Source organism: Collimonas fungivorans (assembly GCF_001584145.1).
GTDB lineage: Bacteria > Pseudomonadota > Gammaproteobacteria > Burkholderiales > Burkholderiaceae_D > Collimonas > Collimonas fungivorans.
This window is the reverse complement of sequence record NZ_CP013232.1, coordinates 4,775,566-4,793,293: the sequence shown is the minus strand read 5'-3', so window position 1 is coordinate 4,793,293 and position 17,728 is coordinate 4,775,566. Positions and strand designations below refer to the sequence as shown.

Here is a 17,728-nt window from a genome sequence, read left to right as displayed (position 1 = left end):
CGGCCGGATCGCCCGGCCCAGTATGTAACAAGAAAGCAGCACCGAAAAACCCGCAATGACGCCAAGTTATTGCGGGTTTTTTGTCGCCTTGCGATTTTGTCGGCCAGGTGCTCGGGCGAAGATTTGACATTTGTTTTTGATGGTATTGTCAAAATACCATGTTGAAAATGAGTGATTTAGTGGCATCCGTGAGACACAAAGTTGCCATAGGGAAAAGAAAGTGTGAACCAATGTTACACGGTGTCAAAGATTGTTAAGTTGCGAAAAATGGAACGAGATGCGGTGATAAATTTCGGCTGTCTTCTGAATTGTCTGGGCTCTTGATACCGGCAGTTGAGACGAACGTGACGCCGATCACTTCGCCTCCGCCACCTTGATGTGATTAAAGAGTTCCTTGCGGTAATAACAACGCTGAATTTCCTGGGAGGGAAAAATGAACAAATTACGTCGGGTGCCCAGCACCACACCATTACCGTCCGCAAGTGCGACTTTTAACGCTGCGCCAGCCCTTGGCCTGGCTTTGCTGTTCCCCCTGAGCATGATGTTTTCCGCCGGCACTGCGGAACGCTTGTTGTCCGCCGTCCGCTATCTGTTCGCCGCCTAGTTTTTCCCTTTTTCCTGCGTGATCAAGCTGATCTCTTGCCGTAAGCCGCGCCTACTTTCGCATCTATTTTTCGCACCTACTTTTGCATCGAGCCAACCATGAATAAAATTTACCGCACCGTCTACAGCCAAATCCTGGGTACCTGGGTTGCCGTTTCGGAACTGGTCGCCGCAAAGGGTAAACAAACAGGTTCGAGCCGTTCCGCGAGCGCGCCTGTTTCGGCAGGGGACGCCGGCTGGAGATATCTGCTGAGCGGAGACTTCCCCTTAAAGACGTCGGTCCTGGCACTGGCACTGGCGTTGCCCTTGTCAGGTTATGCCTCCACCATTACCCCGGTTGGCTGTAATACCAATATAGGGCTTGCCTTTACCGGCGTGGACGGCACAAGTACCACCGGTACTTTTACCGATGGCAGCGGTTTCTATTCGACGGTTGCAGGTTGCGGCGCCAACGGTAATCTCTTGACTGGCGTGACGCTGTTTGGTTCGGGCACGCAGGTGACGGGAAATTACGGCACCGCAAACGGCTTCATGAGCATCGCTGGCACGCAAGCGACGGCGGTCGGCGTGCAAGCGAATGCTTCGGGAAACAGCAGCGTGGCGGTCGGCATGCTGAGCCAGGCAACGCAAACCAATTCCGTCGCCATCGGTTCGGGTGGCAGCACCACCGCGCCGACTATAGCTAGTTCCACCCTGTCTAAAGGGGCCGGCTCCGTAGCGATCGGCGGCAACGCAACCAAGGGCGCGCAAGCACTGGCGGCGGACGGAATCGCCATTGGCGGCCAATCGTTTGTGGCAAGTACAGCGACTGGGGGCGTGGCGCTGGGGCTTGGCGCCAATGCGTCATACGCCAATAGCGTGGCGATTGGCGCCGGTTCGGTCACCGGCGCAGCGGCGCCTACCGGCACCGGTTTCCTGACAGGCACGGCCGCTCCGCTGTCTGAAGTCTCGGTTGGTTCCGCAACTGCACGCCGACGCATCACCAATGTCGCGGACGGTTCGGCACAACAGGATGCAGTGACCGTGGCGCAATTGAGTACCGGCGCGAGCAGCCTGTCGACTGGCATCAGTTCCCTGTCGACCTCCACCTCCACCGGCTTGAGCACCGCTAACAGCAGCGTATCGTCGCTGTCGACCTCCAGTTCGACCGGCCTGAGCACCGCCAACAGCAACGTGACATCGCTGTCGACTTCGACTTCGACCGGCATTGCTTCGCTGTCGACTTCAACTTCGACCGGCCTGAGCACCACCAACAGCAACGTGACCTCGCTGTCGACCTCGACTTCGACCGGCATTGCTTCGCTGTCGACTTCGACCTCGACCGGCCTGAGCACCACCAACAGCAGCGTTGCCTCCTTGTCGACCTCGGCTTCGACCGGCATTGCTTCGCTGTCGACCTCGACCTCGACTGGCCTGAGCACCACCAATAGCAACGTGACTTCGTTGTCGACCTCGGCTTCGACCGGCATTGTTTCGCTGTCGACTTCGGCTTCGACTGGCTTGAGCACCACCAATAGCAACGTGACTTCGCTGTCGACTTCGGCTTCGACCGGCATCGCTTCGCTGTCGACATCTACCTCGACTGGCTTGAGCACCACCAACAGCAACGTGACTTCGCTGTCGACTTCGGCTTCGACCGGCATTGCTTCGCTGTCGACTTCCACTTCGACTGGCCTGAGCACCACCAACAGCAATGTAACTTCGCTGTCGACTTCGGCTTCGACTGGCATTGTCTCGCTGTCGACTTCGGCCTCGACCGGCCTGAGCACCACCAACAGCAACGTGACATCGCTGTCGACTTCGGCTTCGACCGGCATTGTTTCGCTGTCGACTTCGACCTCGACTGGCCTGAGCACCACCAACAGCAACGTGACATCGCTGTCGACTTCGGCTTCGACCGGCATTGTTTCGCTGTCGACCTCGGCTTCGACTGGCCTGAGCACGACCAACAGCAATGTAAGCTCGCTGTCGACATCGACCTCAACCGGAATCGCTTCGCTGTCGACCTCGGCTTCGACCGGACTGAGCACCACCAACAGCAACGTAAGCTCGCTGTCGACATCGACCTCGACGGGAATCGCTTCGCTGTCGACGTCGACTTCGACCGGCTTGAGCACTAGCAACAGCAATGTGAGCTCGCTGTCGACTTCAGTTTCGACCGGCTTGAGCACCACAAACAGCAATGTAACTTCGCTGTCGACCTCAACCTCGACCGGCATCAGCACAGCACAAAGCGGTGTGACATCGCTGTCTACAGGCTTGAGCGCAACGGTGGCATCGCTGTCGACCGGCATCACGACGGGCGGACTGACCGTCACCGGCGCCACGACCACCCATGGCATCGACAACAGCGGCCAGAAGATTACCAACCTGGCAGCGGGTACGGCAGATACCGATGCGGTCAATGTCAGCCAGCTCAATTCCCTGTCGACCACGACATCAAGCGGCCTGAGCACCGCCAACAGCAATGTGGCCTCGCTGTCGACTTCGACTTCGACCGGCATCAGCTCCCTGTCGACTTCCACCTCGACCGGCCTGAGCACCACCAACAGCAGTGTTTCGTCGCTGTCGACGTCGACCTCGACCGGCCTGAGCACCACCAACAGCAATGTGACATCGCTGTCGACGTCGACCTCGACCGGCCTGAGCACCACCAACAGTAACGTGACATCGCTGTCGACATCGACATCTACCGGCATCAGCTCGCTGTCGACCTCGACTTCGACCGGCTTGAGCACCACCAACAGCAGTGTGGCTTCGCTGTCGACTTCTACCTCCACAGGTTTGAGCACGACCAACAGCAATGTCTCGTCGCTGTCGACTTCCACTTCGACTGGCTTGAGCACGACCAACAGCAACGTTTCGTCGCTGTCGACATCCACCTCGACCGGCATCGCTTCGCTGTCGACCTCGACTTCGACCGGCCTGAGCACGACCAACAGCAATGTCTCGTCGCTGTCGACCTCGACCTCGACTGGCCTGAGCACCACCAACAGCAACGTCACATCGCTGTCGACCTCGACTTCGACCGGCTTGAGCACCACCAACAGCAATGTCGCCTCGCTGTCGACTTCGACATCCACCGGCATCGCCTCGTTGTCGACCTCGACTTCAACCGGCCTGAGCACCACCAACAGCAACGTCACATCGTTGTCGACCTCGACTTCAACCGGCCTGAGCACTACCAACAGCAACGTCACATCGCTGTCGACCTCGACTTCAACCGGCCTGAGCACGGTCAACAGCAATGTGGACTCCCTGTCGACCTCGACGTCGACCGGCATCAGCTCCTTGTCGACCTCCACCTCGACCGGCCTGAGCACCACCAACAGCAGCGTGACTTCGCTGTCGACATCGACCTCGACTGGCCTGAGCACCACCAACAGCAATGTCGCATCGTTGTCGACTTCGACTTCAACCGGCCTGAGCACGGTGAACAGCAATGTGGATTCCCTGTCGACCTCGACTTCGACCGGCATCAGCTCGTTGTCGACCTCGACCTCGACTGGCCTGAGTACCACCAACAGCAGCGTAACTTCGTTGTCGACGTCGACCTCGACCGGCCTCAGCACCACCAACAGCAATGTTTCATCGCTGTCGACCTCGACTTCGACCGGCCTGAGCACAGTCAACAGCAACGTGGATTCCCTGTCGACCTCGACTTCGACCGGCATCAGCTCGTTGTCGACTTCGACTTCGACCGGCTTGAGCACCACCAACAGCAGTGTGGCTTCGCTGTCGACTTCGACCTCCACAGGTTTGAGCACGACTAACAGCAATGTCTCGTCGCTGTCGACTTCCACTTCGACTGGCTTGAGCACGACCAACAGCAATGTCTCCTCGCTGTCGACCTCGACCTCGACCGGCATCGCCTCGCTGTCGACCTCGACTTCGACCGGCTTGAGCACGACCAACAGCAATGTCTCGTCGCTGTCGACCTCGACCTCGACTGGCCTGAGCACCACCAACAGCAATGTCACGTCGCTGTCGACTTCCACTTCGACCGGCTTGAGCACCACCAACAGCAACGTCGCATCGCTGTCGACCTCGACATCCACCGGCATCGCCTCGCTGTCGACTTCAACTTCGACCGGCCTGAGCACGACCAATAGCAGCGTAACTTCACTGTCTACCTCTACTTCGACCGGCCTGAGCACCACCAACAGCAATGTTTCTTCGCTGTCGACTTCCACCTCGACTGGCCTGAGCACCACCAACAGCAATGTGGACTCCCTGTCGACCTCGACGTCGACCGGCATCAGCTCGCTGTCGACTTCGACTTCGTCCGGCCTGAGCACTACCAACAGCAGCGTGACCTCGCTGTCGACATCAACCTCGACCGGCCTCAGCACCACCAACAGCAACGTCACATCGTTGTCGACTTCGACTTCGACCGGCCTGAGCACGGTGAATAGCAATGTGGATTCCCTGTCGACCTCGACGTCGACCGGCATCGCCTCGTTGTCGACATCAGCCTCGACCGGCCTGAGCACCACCAATAGCAACGTGACGTCGCTGTCGACTTCGACTTCGACCGGCCTGAGCACCACCAATAGCAACGTGACGTCGCTGTCGACTTCGACTTCGACCGGCCTGAGCACAGTCAACAGCAACGTCGACTCTTTATCGACTTCGACGTCGACCGGCATCAGTTCGCTGTCGACCTCGACCTCGACCGGCCTGAGCACCACCAACAGCAACGTCAATTCGTTGTCGACTTCGACTTCGACTGGCCTGAGCACCGTCAACAGCAATGTGAGCTCGCTGTCGACCGGTGTCTCCAACCTGCAGAAATCGGGCGTCGCCAATTATTTCAAGGCGGACGGCAAGCTGGATGGCTCGGACGACGCGCAGGTCAGCACCGGTTCGAATTCGGTGGCGATCGGCGCCAATTCGATCAATCAGTCAGTCCTTGGTACAGATCGCTCTAACGTCGTGTCGGTCGGTTCGGTGGGCAAGGAACGGCAGATCATCAACGTCGCTGCCGGTACGGAAAACTTCGATGCGGTCAACGTCAGCCAGTTGAACTCGCTGTCGACCTCGACCTCGGCCGGCCTCGGCTCGCTGTCGACCGGCCTGAGCACTACCAACAGCAACGTCAGTTCGCTGTCGACCTCGACCTCGAGCGGCCTGTCGACCAACACCAGCAGCATCAATTCGCTGTCGACCGGCCTCTCCAGCACGACCTCGAACCTGGGTTCGCTGTCGACCGGCTTGTCCACCACCAACAGTAATGTCAGTTCGCTGTCGACTTCGACCTCGAGCGGGATTGCTTCCTTGTCGACTGGCATTTCGTCCTTGTCGACCGGCTTGAGCACGGTGACATCGCTCTCCACGGGCTTGAACAACATCACCAATGGCACGAATTCCCTGTCGACGGCGCTGAAACCCCTGGTCGATGGCAGCAATGCCGCCACTGCCAATGGCGCAACGATAGGCGCCACCACCATAGGCGGCGCCAATAGCGACGGCACGGTGCGGACCCGTGGCACCAGCGGTACGGCAATCAATAATGTGAACGCCGCCACCTGCGGCAGCGTCAATGGCGTCGATGCCACCGGCACCGGCCTGTGCGCGCAAGCGACCAAGGATGGCGCAACGGCGATCGGCTCCAACGCGCAGGCAACCGACACCAACACCACCGCAGTGGGCTTCCGCGCACTGGCTTCACAAGCCGGCTCGGTGGCGATCGGCAACAACGCCCGGGCGACCGGCGATCCGACCGTGGCGATTGGCCAGAACTCGCTGGCCTCGGGCAATGACGCGGTGGCGATGGGCGCCGGCGCGCAGGCTACGGCAAACCGTTCGGTGGCCCTGGGCGCGTACTCGGTGGCCGATCAGGACAATACGGTGTCGGTCGGGTCCGCCGGCAACGAGCGCCGCATCACTAACGTCGCGCCGGGGATCAATCCTACCGATGCGGTCAACGTATCCCAGCTGCGCGATGTGCAGAACCAGCTCGGTGACGTCAAGCGTATTGCGTACTCCGGTATCGCCATGAGCATGGCCATGTCGGGCGCGGTGATGCCAACCCTGGATGCGGGGGATAAAGGAGTGGGCGTCGGTCTTGGTTCTTACCAGGGTTACGGTGCGCTGGCCTTGCAGTTCAAGGCGATCAGCAAGAATGGCCAAAGCGCCTGGGGCGCCGGCACCAGCACCACCGGTAGTGCGACAGGTTTCAGCGCCGGTTACGGCTTCAAGTGGAAATAAACCTTTTCCTGATCCTTGCCTGATCTCTTGTCGCCAACCGTAGTCATTTTGTATAGAGCCAACCATGAATAAAATTTACCGCACTGTGTACAGCCAAGTCCTGGGGGCCTGGATTGCGGTCTCCGAACTTGCTGCCGCCAAGGGCAAACGATCCGGTTCCAGCCGTTCGGCGAGCGCGCCGGTGACGGACTCGGTATGGGGATCGCTGCTGGCAGGCGGATTTCCGTTCAAGACCTCGGTGCTGGCGCTGACGCTGGCGCTGCCCTTGTCCGGATATGCCGCGACTATCGCCAACGGCGGCGGTTCGGGTTGCGGTGCCAGCTATACTGGCCTGGACGGAACGGTGTTTAACGCTCCTGGCGCAGCGACCATGTATCAAACCGATGGCAGCAACTATGCTTCAACAGTTGCCGGTTGCGGCGCTAGCGGCGGCGGTTTCGTTTCGGTGACGCTGTTCGGGACAGGCACCCAGGTTAAGGGCAATTACGGTACGGCCATGGGTTTCATGACCCAGGCCGGTACGCAGGCTACGGCGGTCGGCGTACAAGCAACAGCTACAGGAAACAGCAGCGTGGCGCTCGGTTTGCTGAGCCAGGCGACACAGACCAATGCGGTGGCCATCGGTTCAGGCGGCAGCACCACTACGCCGACCATCGCCAATTCCACCCAGGCTGCGGCAGCCGGTGCGGTAGCGATCGGTGGCAACGCAACCAAGGGTGCGCAAGCGCTGGCCGCAGACGGGATTGCTCTCGGCGGGCAGTCATCAGTGGTGGCCGGGGCTACCTCGGGCATGGCGCTGGGACGTGGTGCTACAGCGTCATATGCCGACAGCGTGGCACTTGGCGCCGGCTCGGTCACAGGAGCAGCGGCGCCTACCGGCACCGGTTTCCTGACAGGCACGGCCGCTCCACTTTCCGAGGTCTCGGTAGGATCCGCCGCCGCATTGCGCCGCATTACCAACGTTGCGGATGGTTCGGCAGCGCAGGATATAGTGACCGTAGCGCAATTGAGCACCGGCGTGAGCAGCCTGTCGACCGGCATCGTTTCCTTGTCGACCTCTGTTTCCACAGGTTTGAGCACCACCGGCAGCAATGTCAAATCACTCTCGACCTCAACCTCGACCGGCCTGAGCACCACCAACAGCAGCGTGGCCTCGCTGTCGACCTCGGCTTCGACCGGCATTGTCTCGCTTTCGACTTCGGCTTCGACCGGCCTGAGCACCACCAACAGCAACGTGACGTCGTTGTCGACCTCGGCTTCGACCGGCATCGTCTCGCTGTCGACTTCGGCTTCCACAGGCTTGAGCACAAGCAAAAGCAGCGTGACGTCGCTGTCGACCTCGGCTTCGACCGGCATCGTTTCGCTGTCGACCTCGGCTTCGACCGGCCTGAGCACCACCAACAGTAACGTTACCTCGTTGTCGACATCGACTTCGACCGGCATTGTCTCGCTGTCGACTTCGGCTTCAACGGGACTGAGCACCACCAACAGCAATGTCACATCGCTGTCGACTTCGGCGTCGACCGGCATTGCCTCACTGTCGACTTCAACCTCGACTGGCTTGAGCACTACCAACAGCAACGTGACATCGCTGTCGACTTCGGCTTCGACTGGCATTGCTTCGCTGTCGACTTCCACTTCGACTGGCCTGAGCACCACCAACAGCAATGTAACTTCGCTGTCGACGTCGACCTCAACCGGGATCGCATCGCTGTCGACCTCTACATCGACCGGACTGAGCACGACCAACAGCAATGTAACTTCGCTGTCGACGTCGACCTCAACCGGGATCGCATCGCTGTCAACCTCGACATCGGCCGGCCTGAGCACGACCAACAGCAACGTGACTTCGTTGTCGACCTCGACGTCGACCGGCATTGCTTCGCTGTCGACTTCGACCTCGACCGGCTTGAGTACTACCAACAGCAATGTGTCATCGCTGTCGACTTCGGCTTCGACCGGTGTTGTCTCGCTGTCTACTTCCACCTCGACTGGCCTGAGCACAGCCAACAGCAACGTGACCTCGCTGTCTACTTCGGCTTCGACCGGCATTGTCTCGCTGTCGACTTCGGCTTCGACCGGCTTGAGCACTAGCAACAGCAATGTGAGCTCGCTGTCGACTTCAGTTTCGACCGGCTTGAGCACCACAAACAGCAATGTAACTTCGCTGTCGACCTCAACCTCGACCGGCATCAGCACAGCACAAAGCGGCGTGACATCGCTGTCTACAGGCCTGAGCACAACGGTTGCCTCGCTGTCGACCGGCATCACCACGGCCGGGCTGACCGTCACCGGCGCCACGACCACCCATGGCATCGACAACAGCGGCCAGAAGATTACCAACCTGGCAGCGGGCACGGCAGATACCGATGCCGTGAATGTCAGCCAGCTCAATTCCCTGTCGACCACGACCTCAAGCGGCCTGAGCACCACCAACAGCAATGTGGCGTCGCTGTCGACTTCGACTTCGACCGGCATCAGCTCCTTGTCGACTTCCACCTCGACCGGCCTGAGCACGACCAACAGCAGTGTTTCGTCGCTGTCGACTTCGACCTCGACCGGCCTGAGCACTACCAACAGCAATGTGACATCGCTATCGACTTCGGCCTCGACCGGCCTGAGCACTACCAACAGCAATGTGGCATCGCTGTCGACTTCGGCGTCCACCGGCATCAGTTCGTTGTCGACCTCGACGTCGACCGGCCTGAGCACAGCCAACAGCAGTGTGACTTCGCTGTCGACATCCACCTCGACCGGCCTCAGCACGACCAACAGCAACGTGGATTCCCTGTCGACTTCAACCTCGACCGGCCTCAGCACCACCAACAGCAACGTTTCATCGCTGTCGACCTCGACTTCCACTGGTATCAGTTCGTTGTCGACCTCGACTTCGACCGGCCTAAGCAGCGCCAACAGCAGCGTGACTTCGCTGTCGACATCGACCTCGACCGGCCTCAGCACAGCCAACAGCAATGTGGACTCGCTGTCGACTTCCACCTCGACCGGCCTGAGCACCACCAACAGCAACGTCGCGTCGCTGTCGACTTCGACATCCACCGGCATCGCCTCGCTGTCGACATCAACCTCGACCGGTTTGAGCACCACCAACAGCAACGTCACATCGTTGTCGACCTCGACTTCAACCGGCCTGAGCACCACCAACAGCAATATCGCATCGCTGTCGACCTCGACTTCGACCGGACTGAGCACGACCAACAGTAATGTCACTTCGCTGTCGACATCGACCTCAACCGGGATCGCATCGCTGTCAACCTCGACATCGACCGGCCTGAGCACCACCAACAGCAATGTGTCGTCGCTGTCGACCTCGACTTCGACCGGCCTGAGCACCACCAACAGCAATGTGTCGTCGCTGTCGACCTCGACTTCGACCGGCCTGAGCACCACCAACAGCAACGTCGCCTCGCTGTCGACTTCGACTTCGACCGGCATCAGCTCCTTGTCGACCTCGACTTCGACCGGCCTGAGCAGCGCCAACAGCAGTGTGACGTCGCTGTCGACGTCGACCTCGACCGGCTTCAGCACAGCTAACAGCAATGTAGATTCGCTGTCGACTTCCACCTCGACCGGCTTGAGCACGACGAACAGCAATGTCACATCGTTGTCGACTTCGGCTTCTACCGGCATCAGCTCGCTCTCGACTTCGACTTCGACCGGCCTGAGCACAGCCAACAGCAGCGTGACTTCGCTGTCGACGTCAACCTCGACCGGCCTCAGCACAGCCAACAGCAATGTAGATTCCCTGTCGACTTCCACCTCGACCGGCCTGAGCACCACCAACAGCAATGTCTCGTCGCTGTCGACCTCGACTTCCACTGGCATCAGCTCGCTGTCGACCTCGACTTCGACCGGCCTGAGCAGCGCCAACAGCAGTGTGACGTCGCTGTCAACGTCGACCTCGACCGGCCTCAGCACAGCCAACAGCAATGTAGATTCCCTGTCGACTTCCACCTCGACCGGCCTGAGCACCACCAACAGCAATGTCTCGTCGCTGTCGACCTCGACTTCCACTGGCATCAGCTCGCTGTCGACCTCGACTTCGACCGGCCTGAGCACAGCCAACAGCAATGTGGATTCGCTCTCGACTTCAACCTCGACCGGCCTGAGCACAGCCAACAGCAATGTAGATTCGCTGTCGACTTCAACCTCGACTGGCCTGAGCACGACGAACAGCAATGTCACATCGCTGTCGACTTCGGCTTCCACAGGCATTACCTCACTGTCGACCTCGACGTCGACCGGCCTGAGCAGCGCCAACAGCAGCGTGACTTCGCTCTCGACTTCAACCTCGACTGGTCTCAGCACGGCCAACAGCAATGTAGATTCGCTGTCGACTTCAACCTCGACCGGCCTGAGCACAACCAACAGCAACGTTTCCTCGCTGTCGACCTCGACTTCGACCGGCATCGCCTCACTGTCGACTTCGACTTCGACCGGCCTGAGCACGGCCAACAGTAATGTGGATTCGCTGTCGACATCAACCTCGACCGGCCTGAGCACAACCAACAGCAATGTGGATTCCCTGTCGACGTCAACCTCGACCGGCTTGAGCACAACCAACAGCAACGTTTCCTCGCTGTCGACCTCGACTTCGACCGGCATCGCCTCGCTGTCGACTTCGACCTCGACCGGCCTGAGCACCACCAACAGCAACGCCAACTCACTGTCGACTTCGACTTCGACCGGCCTGAGCACCGTCAACAGCAATGTGAGCTCGCTGTCGACCGGTGTCTCCAACCTGCAGAAATCGGGCGTCGCCAATTATTTCAAGGCGGACGGCAAGCTGGATGGTTCGGACGATGCAAAGGTAAGCACCGGTTCGAATTCGGTGGCGATCGGCGCCAATTCGATCAATCAGTCAGTCCTTGGCACAAACCGCGACAATGTGGTGTCGGTCGGTTCGGTCGGCAAGGAACGGCAGATCATCAACGTCGCCGCCGGTACGGAAAACTTCGATGCGGTCAACGTCAGCCAGTTGAACTCGCTGTCGACCTCGACCTCGGCCGGCCTCGGCTCGCTGTCGACCGGCCTGAGCACCGCCAACAGCAACGTCGGTTCGCTGTCGACCTCGACTTCGACCGCCTTGTCGACCAACACCAGCAGCATCAATTCGCTGTCGACCGGCCTTTCCAGCAATACTTCAAATATCAATTCCTTGTCGACGGGATTGTCTACCACCACCAGCAACGTGAGTTCATTGTCGACCTCGGCCTCGACGGGAATTGCATCCTTGTCGACCGGCATTTCGTCCTTGTCGACAGGCTTGAGCCAGGTGGGTTCGCTGTCGACCGGCCTCAGCAATATGGCCAATGGCGCGGCTTCATTGTCGACTTCCTTGAAACCGCTGGTGGATGCATCTGCGGCAGCTAACGCCAATGGCGCCACCATCGGCGCCACCACCATAGGCGGCGCCAACAGCAACGGCAGCGTGCGCACCCGCGGCACCAGCGGCACGGCCGTCAACAATGTGAACGCCGCCACCTGTGGCAGCGTCAACGGCGTCGACGCCACCGGTTTAGGTTTGTGCGCGCAAGCGACCAAGGATGGCGCAACGGCGATCGGCTCGAACGCGCAGGCGACCGATACCAACACCACCGCAGTCGGCTTCCGTGCATTGGCTTCGCAAGCAGGTTCGGTGGCGATCGGCTACAACGCTCGCGCTACCGGCGATCCGACCGTGGCAGTCGGCAATGATGCACTGGCTTCAGGCAACGATGCGGTAGCGCTGGGCGCCGGTGCCCAGGCTACGGCGAACCGTTCGGTGGCGTTGGGCGCCTATTCGGTGGCGAACCAGGTCAATACGGTGTCGGTCGGCGCCGTCGGCAGCGAGCGCCGCATCACCAACGTTGCGCCAGGGATCAACCTGACTGACGCCGTGAATGTGTCCCAGCTGCGCGATATACAAAACCAGATTGGCGACATCAAGCGTATTGCCTACGCCGGTATCGCCATGAGCATGGCGGCGACGGGCGCGGTGATGCCGACCCTGTACGGAGGCGAAAAAGGCCTCGGCGTCGGCATCGGTTCCTACCAAGGTTACGGTGCGCTGTCCTTGCAATTCAGGGCGGTCAGCAAGAAGGGCAATAGCGCCTGGGGCATCGGCGTCAGCTCAACCGGCACCAATACCGGCCTGAGCGTCGGCTACGGCTTGCGCTGGCAATAAGTCAGGCCGTAGGGTGGGCAGGTTTTCTGCCCACGCAGAGCGTCTCTCATGCGCAAAAAAAAGCCCGCGCTGTTTATGCAGCGCGGGCTTTTGTGTTCTTGCCTTGTATTACCAGGCCGGAATCACCGAACTCTTGAACTGGTTCACGACATACTGTTTGACTTCAGGGCTGTGGTAAGCCTTGACCAGCTTGGCTACCCAAGGCTTGTCCTTGTCGGCGGCACGCACCGCGATGACATTGGCATACGGGCCTTTCGCCGCTTCGATGGCGATGCCGTCCTTGGTCGGATCCAATCCGGCGGATTCGGCATAGTTGCCGTTGATCGCGGCCGCATCCAGGTCATCCAGCGAACGCGGCAGCTGGGCCGCATCGATTTCGACGATCTTCAGTTTCTTCGGGTTGTCCACGATATCCAGCGGCGTCGCTTTCAAGCCGGCGTCCGCCTTCAGTTTCAGCACGCCTTGCGCCTGCAGCAGCAGCAGGGCGCGGCCGCCATTGGTCGGGTCGTTAGGCACGCCGACGCGGGCGCCGGTTTTCAGGTCCTTGAGCGACTTGATTTTCTTGGAATACACGCCCATCGGGAAAGTGATGGTGTAGCCGACATTCACCAGCTTATAGCCGCGGTCCTTGATCTGCGCTTCCAGGTAAGGCAAGTGCTGGTAGCTGTTGGCGTCGAGGTCGCCGGCAGCCAGCGCGGCATTGGGCTGGATGTAGTCGCTGAATTCGACCACCTGGATGACCAAGCCATCCTTGGCCGCCACTTTTTTGACGATTTCCAGGATCTGCGCATGCGGACCGCCGGTGGCGCCGATCTTGATCGGTTTGTCTTGCGCGAAGACGGCGCTGGCGGGAGCGGCGCTCAAGCCCGCGATCAGGCCCAGGCCGGTAAAGAACTGCACTAATTGACGACGATTCATTTTCTTCCTTTCAAAAATCATGGCAGGTCCGGCGCCAGCAACTGCGTGCGCAGGGTCCCGAAAAAATCAGCGATGGCTGAGGCGGCGCACCAGGATGTCGCCCAGCGTCTGCACCAGTTGCACAAATACGATCAGGATCACCACTACCAGCAGCATCACCTCAGGCAGGAAGCGCTGGTAACCGTAGCGTATCCCCAGGTCGCCGAGGCCGCCGCCGCCGATGGCGCCCGCCATCGCCGAATAACCGACCAGGCTGACGAAGGTGATCGTCAGGCCGGCGACGATGCCGGCAAAGGCTTCCGGCACCAGCACCTTGTAGACGATCTGCCAGGTAGTGGCGCCCATCGCCTGCGCCGCTTCGATCAGGCCGCGTTCGACTTCGCGCAGCGCGGTTTCCACCAGGCGCGCGATGAACGGCGCGGAAGCAATCGTCAGCGGCACGATCGCCGCCGCGGTGCCGATCGAGGTGCCGACAAAAAAGCGCGTGAATGGAATCACCGCCACCAGCAGGATGATGAACGGTGTCGAGCGCACCGCATTGACGATCAGCCCGGCGACCCGGTTGAACAGCGGATGCGGCAACACGCCGTCGCGGCCGGTCAGGTGCAGCGCGATACCCAGCGGCACGCCAAGCAGGGCGCCGAGAATGCCGGAGATGCCGACCATCATCAGGGTTTCCCGAACGACGACAAAAAAAGATCGAGCATTTCAGATGACATGGTTGAGCTCCTCTACTGTGACGCCCTGGGCTGTCAGGTAAGCCATGGCGGCCTGGATGTTTTCGCTGGTGCCGTTGGCCAGAATCGCCAGCGAGCCGAACGCCTGTCCTTGTATTTCGTCGATCTGGCCGTGCAGGATGTTGAAATCGAGATCGAACTTGCGTACTGCTTCCGACAACAGCGGCTGATCGACGCCCGAGCCTGTGAATGCAAAGCGGAACAGATGATCGGTGCCACTGCCGGCATCGCTCTGCGCCAGCCGCGCGCGCAGCCGCTGCAATACGCCTTGCGGCAGTTCCTGGGCAATCACGTCGCCGATCAAGGCGCGCGTGACTTCGTGCTTGGGCGAGCGGAACAGCTCCAGCACCTCGCCGTGCTCGATCACTTCGCCGCTTTCCATCACCGCCATGCGGTCGCAAATCATCTTGATGACTTCCATCTGGTGCGTGATCAAGACGATGGTCAAGCCCAGCTCGCGATTGATCTTGCGCAGCAGTTCCAGGATGGAACGAGTGGTTTCCGGATCGAGCGCCGAGGTGGCTTCGTCGGACAGCAAGACTTTCGGCTCATTCGCCAGCGCCCGCGCGATGCCGACACGCTGCTTCTGGCCGCCGCTGATCTGCGCCGGATAACTGTCCTTGAGCGCGGTCAGTCCGACCAGTTCCAGCAGCGGCGTGACCTTTTTAGCGATCTCGCTTTTGGACAAGCCGGCCAGCTCCAGCGGCAGCGCGATGTTGTCGTACACGGTGCGCGACGACAGCAGGTTGAAGTGCTGGAAAATCATGCCGATTTCCCGCCGCGCGCCGCGCAGCTGCTCGGCGTCGAGCGTGGTCAGGTCCTTGCCGTCGACGACGATGTTGCCGGAAGTAGGGCGGTTCAGCAGGTTGAGGCAACGCACCAGCGTGCTCTTGCCGGCGCCGCTGCGGCCGATGATGCCGAAGATTTCGCCCTTGCGGATCGACAGGCTGACGTTGCGCACCGCATCGACCGGCCCGCGCGCGCCGTTGAAGCGCTGGGTGACTGCTTTGATTTCTATCATTTCAGAATGAAAAAAGGCAGCTGATTGCATAAACATCAACAATCTCGCCGCCGTTATGTATTTTAGTAGGTGCTTATTTTATAAGCGTTTGTCAAGCATGGGAAGGAACATTTAGGCATGGCGTTATTACCGTCGTGTCTATGCAAATACAAACACCGCAGACGTAGTTAAATGGGGTCAGAGTTTTTTTCGCGTTTTTTGCGAAAATTACTCTGACCCCATTTAACGGGCTACGGAGCGCGATGTAAAAAAGCCCGCGACGGATAACCATCGCAGGCTTTTTCATAAAGCAACAACAGATGTTTCACAAAGGCCGGAAGAATGCCGGCCTTTGGAATTACATCATGCCGTCCATACCACCCATACCGCCCATGCCACCCATGCCGCCTGGCATGCCGCCAGCCGACTTGTCTTCTGGCTGTTCAGCGATCATCGCTTCAGTAGTCAGGATCAGGGAAGCAACCGAAGCGGCGTTTTGCAATGCCGAACGGGTAACCTTGGTTGGGTCCAGGATGCCCAGTGCAATCATGTCGCCATAAGTGCCGTCGGCAGCGTTGTAACCGTAGTTGCCCTTGCCAGCCAGGACTGCATTGACCACAACCGATGGCTCGTCGCCAGCGTTGAATACGATCTGGCGCAGTGGCTCTTCGATCGCGCGCAGCACGATCTTGATGCCGGCTTCCTGGTCAGGATTGTCGCCCTTCAGGTCCTTGATGTTGGCACGTGCGCGCAGGAATGCCACGCCGCCGCCTGGCACAACGCCTTCTTCAACTGCTGCACGGGTAGCGTGCAGAGCATCTTCAACGCGGGCTTTCTTTTCTTTCATTTCAACTTCGGTAGCAGCACCGACTTTGATCAGCGCAACGCCGCCGGCCAGCTTGGCGACGCGTTCTTGCAGTTTTTCACGGTCGTAGTCCGAAGAGGCTTCTTCGATCTGCGCGCGGATTTGCTTGACGCGTGCTTCGATGGTGATGGCTTCGCCGGCGCCGTCGATGATGGTGGTGTTTTCCTTGCTGATTTCGATACGCTTGGCTTGGCCCAGTTCAGCCAGGGTAGCTTTTTCCAGTGTCAGGCCGACTTCTTCAGCGATCACTTGGCCGCCGATCAGGATAGCGATGTCTTCCAGCATGGCTTTACGACGGTCGCCAAAGCCTGGCGCCTTGACAGCTGCAGTCTTCAGGATGCCGCGGATGTTGTTCACAACCAGGGTAGCCAGCGCTTCGCCTTCGACATCTTCTGCGATGATCAGCAGAGGACGGCCGGACTTGGCGACTTGTTCCAGGATCGGCAGCAGGTCACGGATGTTCGAAACTTTTTTGTCGAACAGCAGGACGAACGGGTTTTCCAGGGCAACAACTTGCTTTTCCTGGTTGTTGATGAAGTATGGCGACAGGTAGCCGCGGTCGAATTGCATGCCTTCGACGATGTCCAGTTCGTTTTCCAGCGACTTGCCGTCTTCAACGGTGATCACGCCTTCTTTGCCGACCTTGTCCATTGCCTTGGCAATGATTTCACCGATGTCGGTGTCGGAGTTAGCCGAGATCGAACCGACTTGGGCGATTTCCTTGCTGGTGGTGGTTGGCTTCGACAGGGTCTTGATTTCGGCAACGATGGCGACAACAGCTTTGTCGATACCGCGCTTCAGGTCAGTCGGGTTGAAACCGGCGGCAACATACTTGAAGCCTTCGCGCACGATGGCTTGCGCCAGCACGGTTGCAGTAGTAGTACCGTCGCCAGCGTTGTCGGAAGTCTTGGAAGCGACTTCTTTCACCAGCTGCGCGCCCATGTTTTCCAGCTTGTCTTTCAGTTCGATTTCTTTAGCGACCGAAACGCCGTCTTTAGTGACGGTAGGAGCGCCGAAGCTGCGTTCCAGGACCACGTTGCGGCCCTTAGGACCCAGGGTCACCTTGACTGCATTAGCCAGGATGTTGACGCCGTTGACGATCTTGGCGCGTGCTTCATCGCCGAAAATTACTTGTTTTGCTGCCATGTTTTATTCTCCTGAATAGGTTCAATTCGATTGGGTAGTGACCGGATCCGGTCGGAAGCGCCAGG

6 protein-coding genes and 4 pseudogenes are annotated in these 17,728 nt (G+C 59.5%); 6 read left to right on the top strand and 4 right to left on the bottom strand.

The annotated features are described in order from the left end of the window. Positions 1 to 433: 433 nt before the first annotated feature. The 6 genes and pseudogenes from CFter6_RS26095 to CFter6_RS27055 all read left to right on the top strand — a co-directional run bounded on the left by CFter6_RS26095 (position 434) and on the right by CFter6_RS27055 (position 12,997). Positions 434 to 604: a hypothetical protein gene (locus CFter6_RS26095; protein ID WP_167351430.1), complete on the top strand. Its 171-nt coding sequence runs from the start codon at positions 434 to 436 to the stop codon at positions 602 to 604. Between the two features lie 98 nt (positions 605 to 702). Beyond that, positions 703 to 816, top strand: a pseudogene (locus tag CFter6_RS27070) (ESPR domain-containing protein); the annotation flags it as partial. Between the two features lie 318 nt (positions 817 to 1,134). Further along, on the top strand, positions 1,135 to 6,813 hold the full coding sequence (locus CFter6_RS25790; RefSeq protein WP_470294995.1) for a YadA-like family protein: 5,679 nt from the start codon (positions 1,135 to 1,137) through the stop codon (positions 6,811 to 6,813). 64 nt (positions 6,814 to 6,877) lie between these two features. After that, a pseudogene (locus CFter6_RS27065) lies at positions 6,878 to 6,943 on the top strand (ESPR domain-containing protein); the annotation flags it as partial. 660 nt (positions 6,944 to 7,603) lie between these two features. Then, positions 7,604 to 12,055: pseudogene (locus tag CFter6_RS27060) on the top strand (beta strand repeat-containing protein); the annotation flags it as partial. Between the two features lie 81 nt (positions 12,056 to 12,136). Further along, on the top strand, positions 12,137 to 12,997 hold the full coding sequence (locus CFter6_RS27055) for a YadA-like family protein (RefSeq protein WP_082815049.1): 861 nt from the start codon (positions 12,137 to 12,139) through the stop codon (positions 12,995 to 12,997). Between the two features lie 108 nt (positions 12,998 to 13,105). On the opposite strand, the gene CFter6_RS20945 is transcribed toward CFter6_RS27055, so the two are convergent. The 4 genes and pseudogenes from CFter6_RS20945 to groL form a co-directional block, all read right to left on the bottom strand. Continuing rightward, positions 13,106 to 13,915 carry a MetQ/NlpA family ABC transporter substrate-binding protein gene (locus tag CFter6_RS20945; RefSeq protein ID WP_061541560.1) on the bottom strand — a complete coding sequence of 270 codons (810 nt, stop codon included), beginning with the start codon at positions 13,913 to 13,915 and terminating at the stop codon, positions 13,106 to 13,108. 66 nt (positions 13,916 to 13,981) lie between these two features. Next, positions 13,982 to 14,634, bottom strand: a pseudogene (locus CFter6_RS20940) (methionine ABC transporter permease). Next, on the bottom strand, positions 14,624 to 15,673 hold the full coding sequence (locus CFter6_RS20935; protein WP_061541559.1) for a methionine ABC transporter ATP-binding protein: 1,050 nt from the start codon (positions 15,671 to 15,673) through the stop codon (positions 14,624 to 14,626). The pseudogene CFter6_RS20940 and the gene CFter6_RS20935 overlap by 11 nt, the downstream one beginning before the upstream one ends. Positions 15,674 to 16,010: 337 nt before the next feature. Beyond that, positions 16,011 to 17,663, bottom strand: coding sequence for a chaperonin GroEL (gene groL, locus CFter6_RS20930; RefSeq protein ID WP_061541558.1), 1,653 nt, complete (start codon positions 17,661 to 17,663; stop codon positions 16,011 to 16,013). Between the last annotated feature and the right edge of the window lie 65 nt (positions 17,664 to 17,728).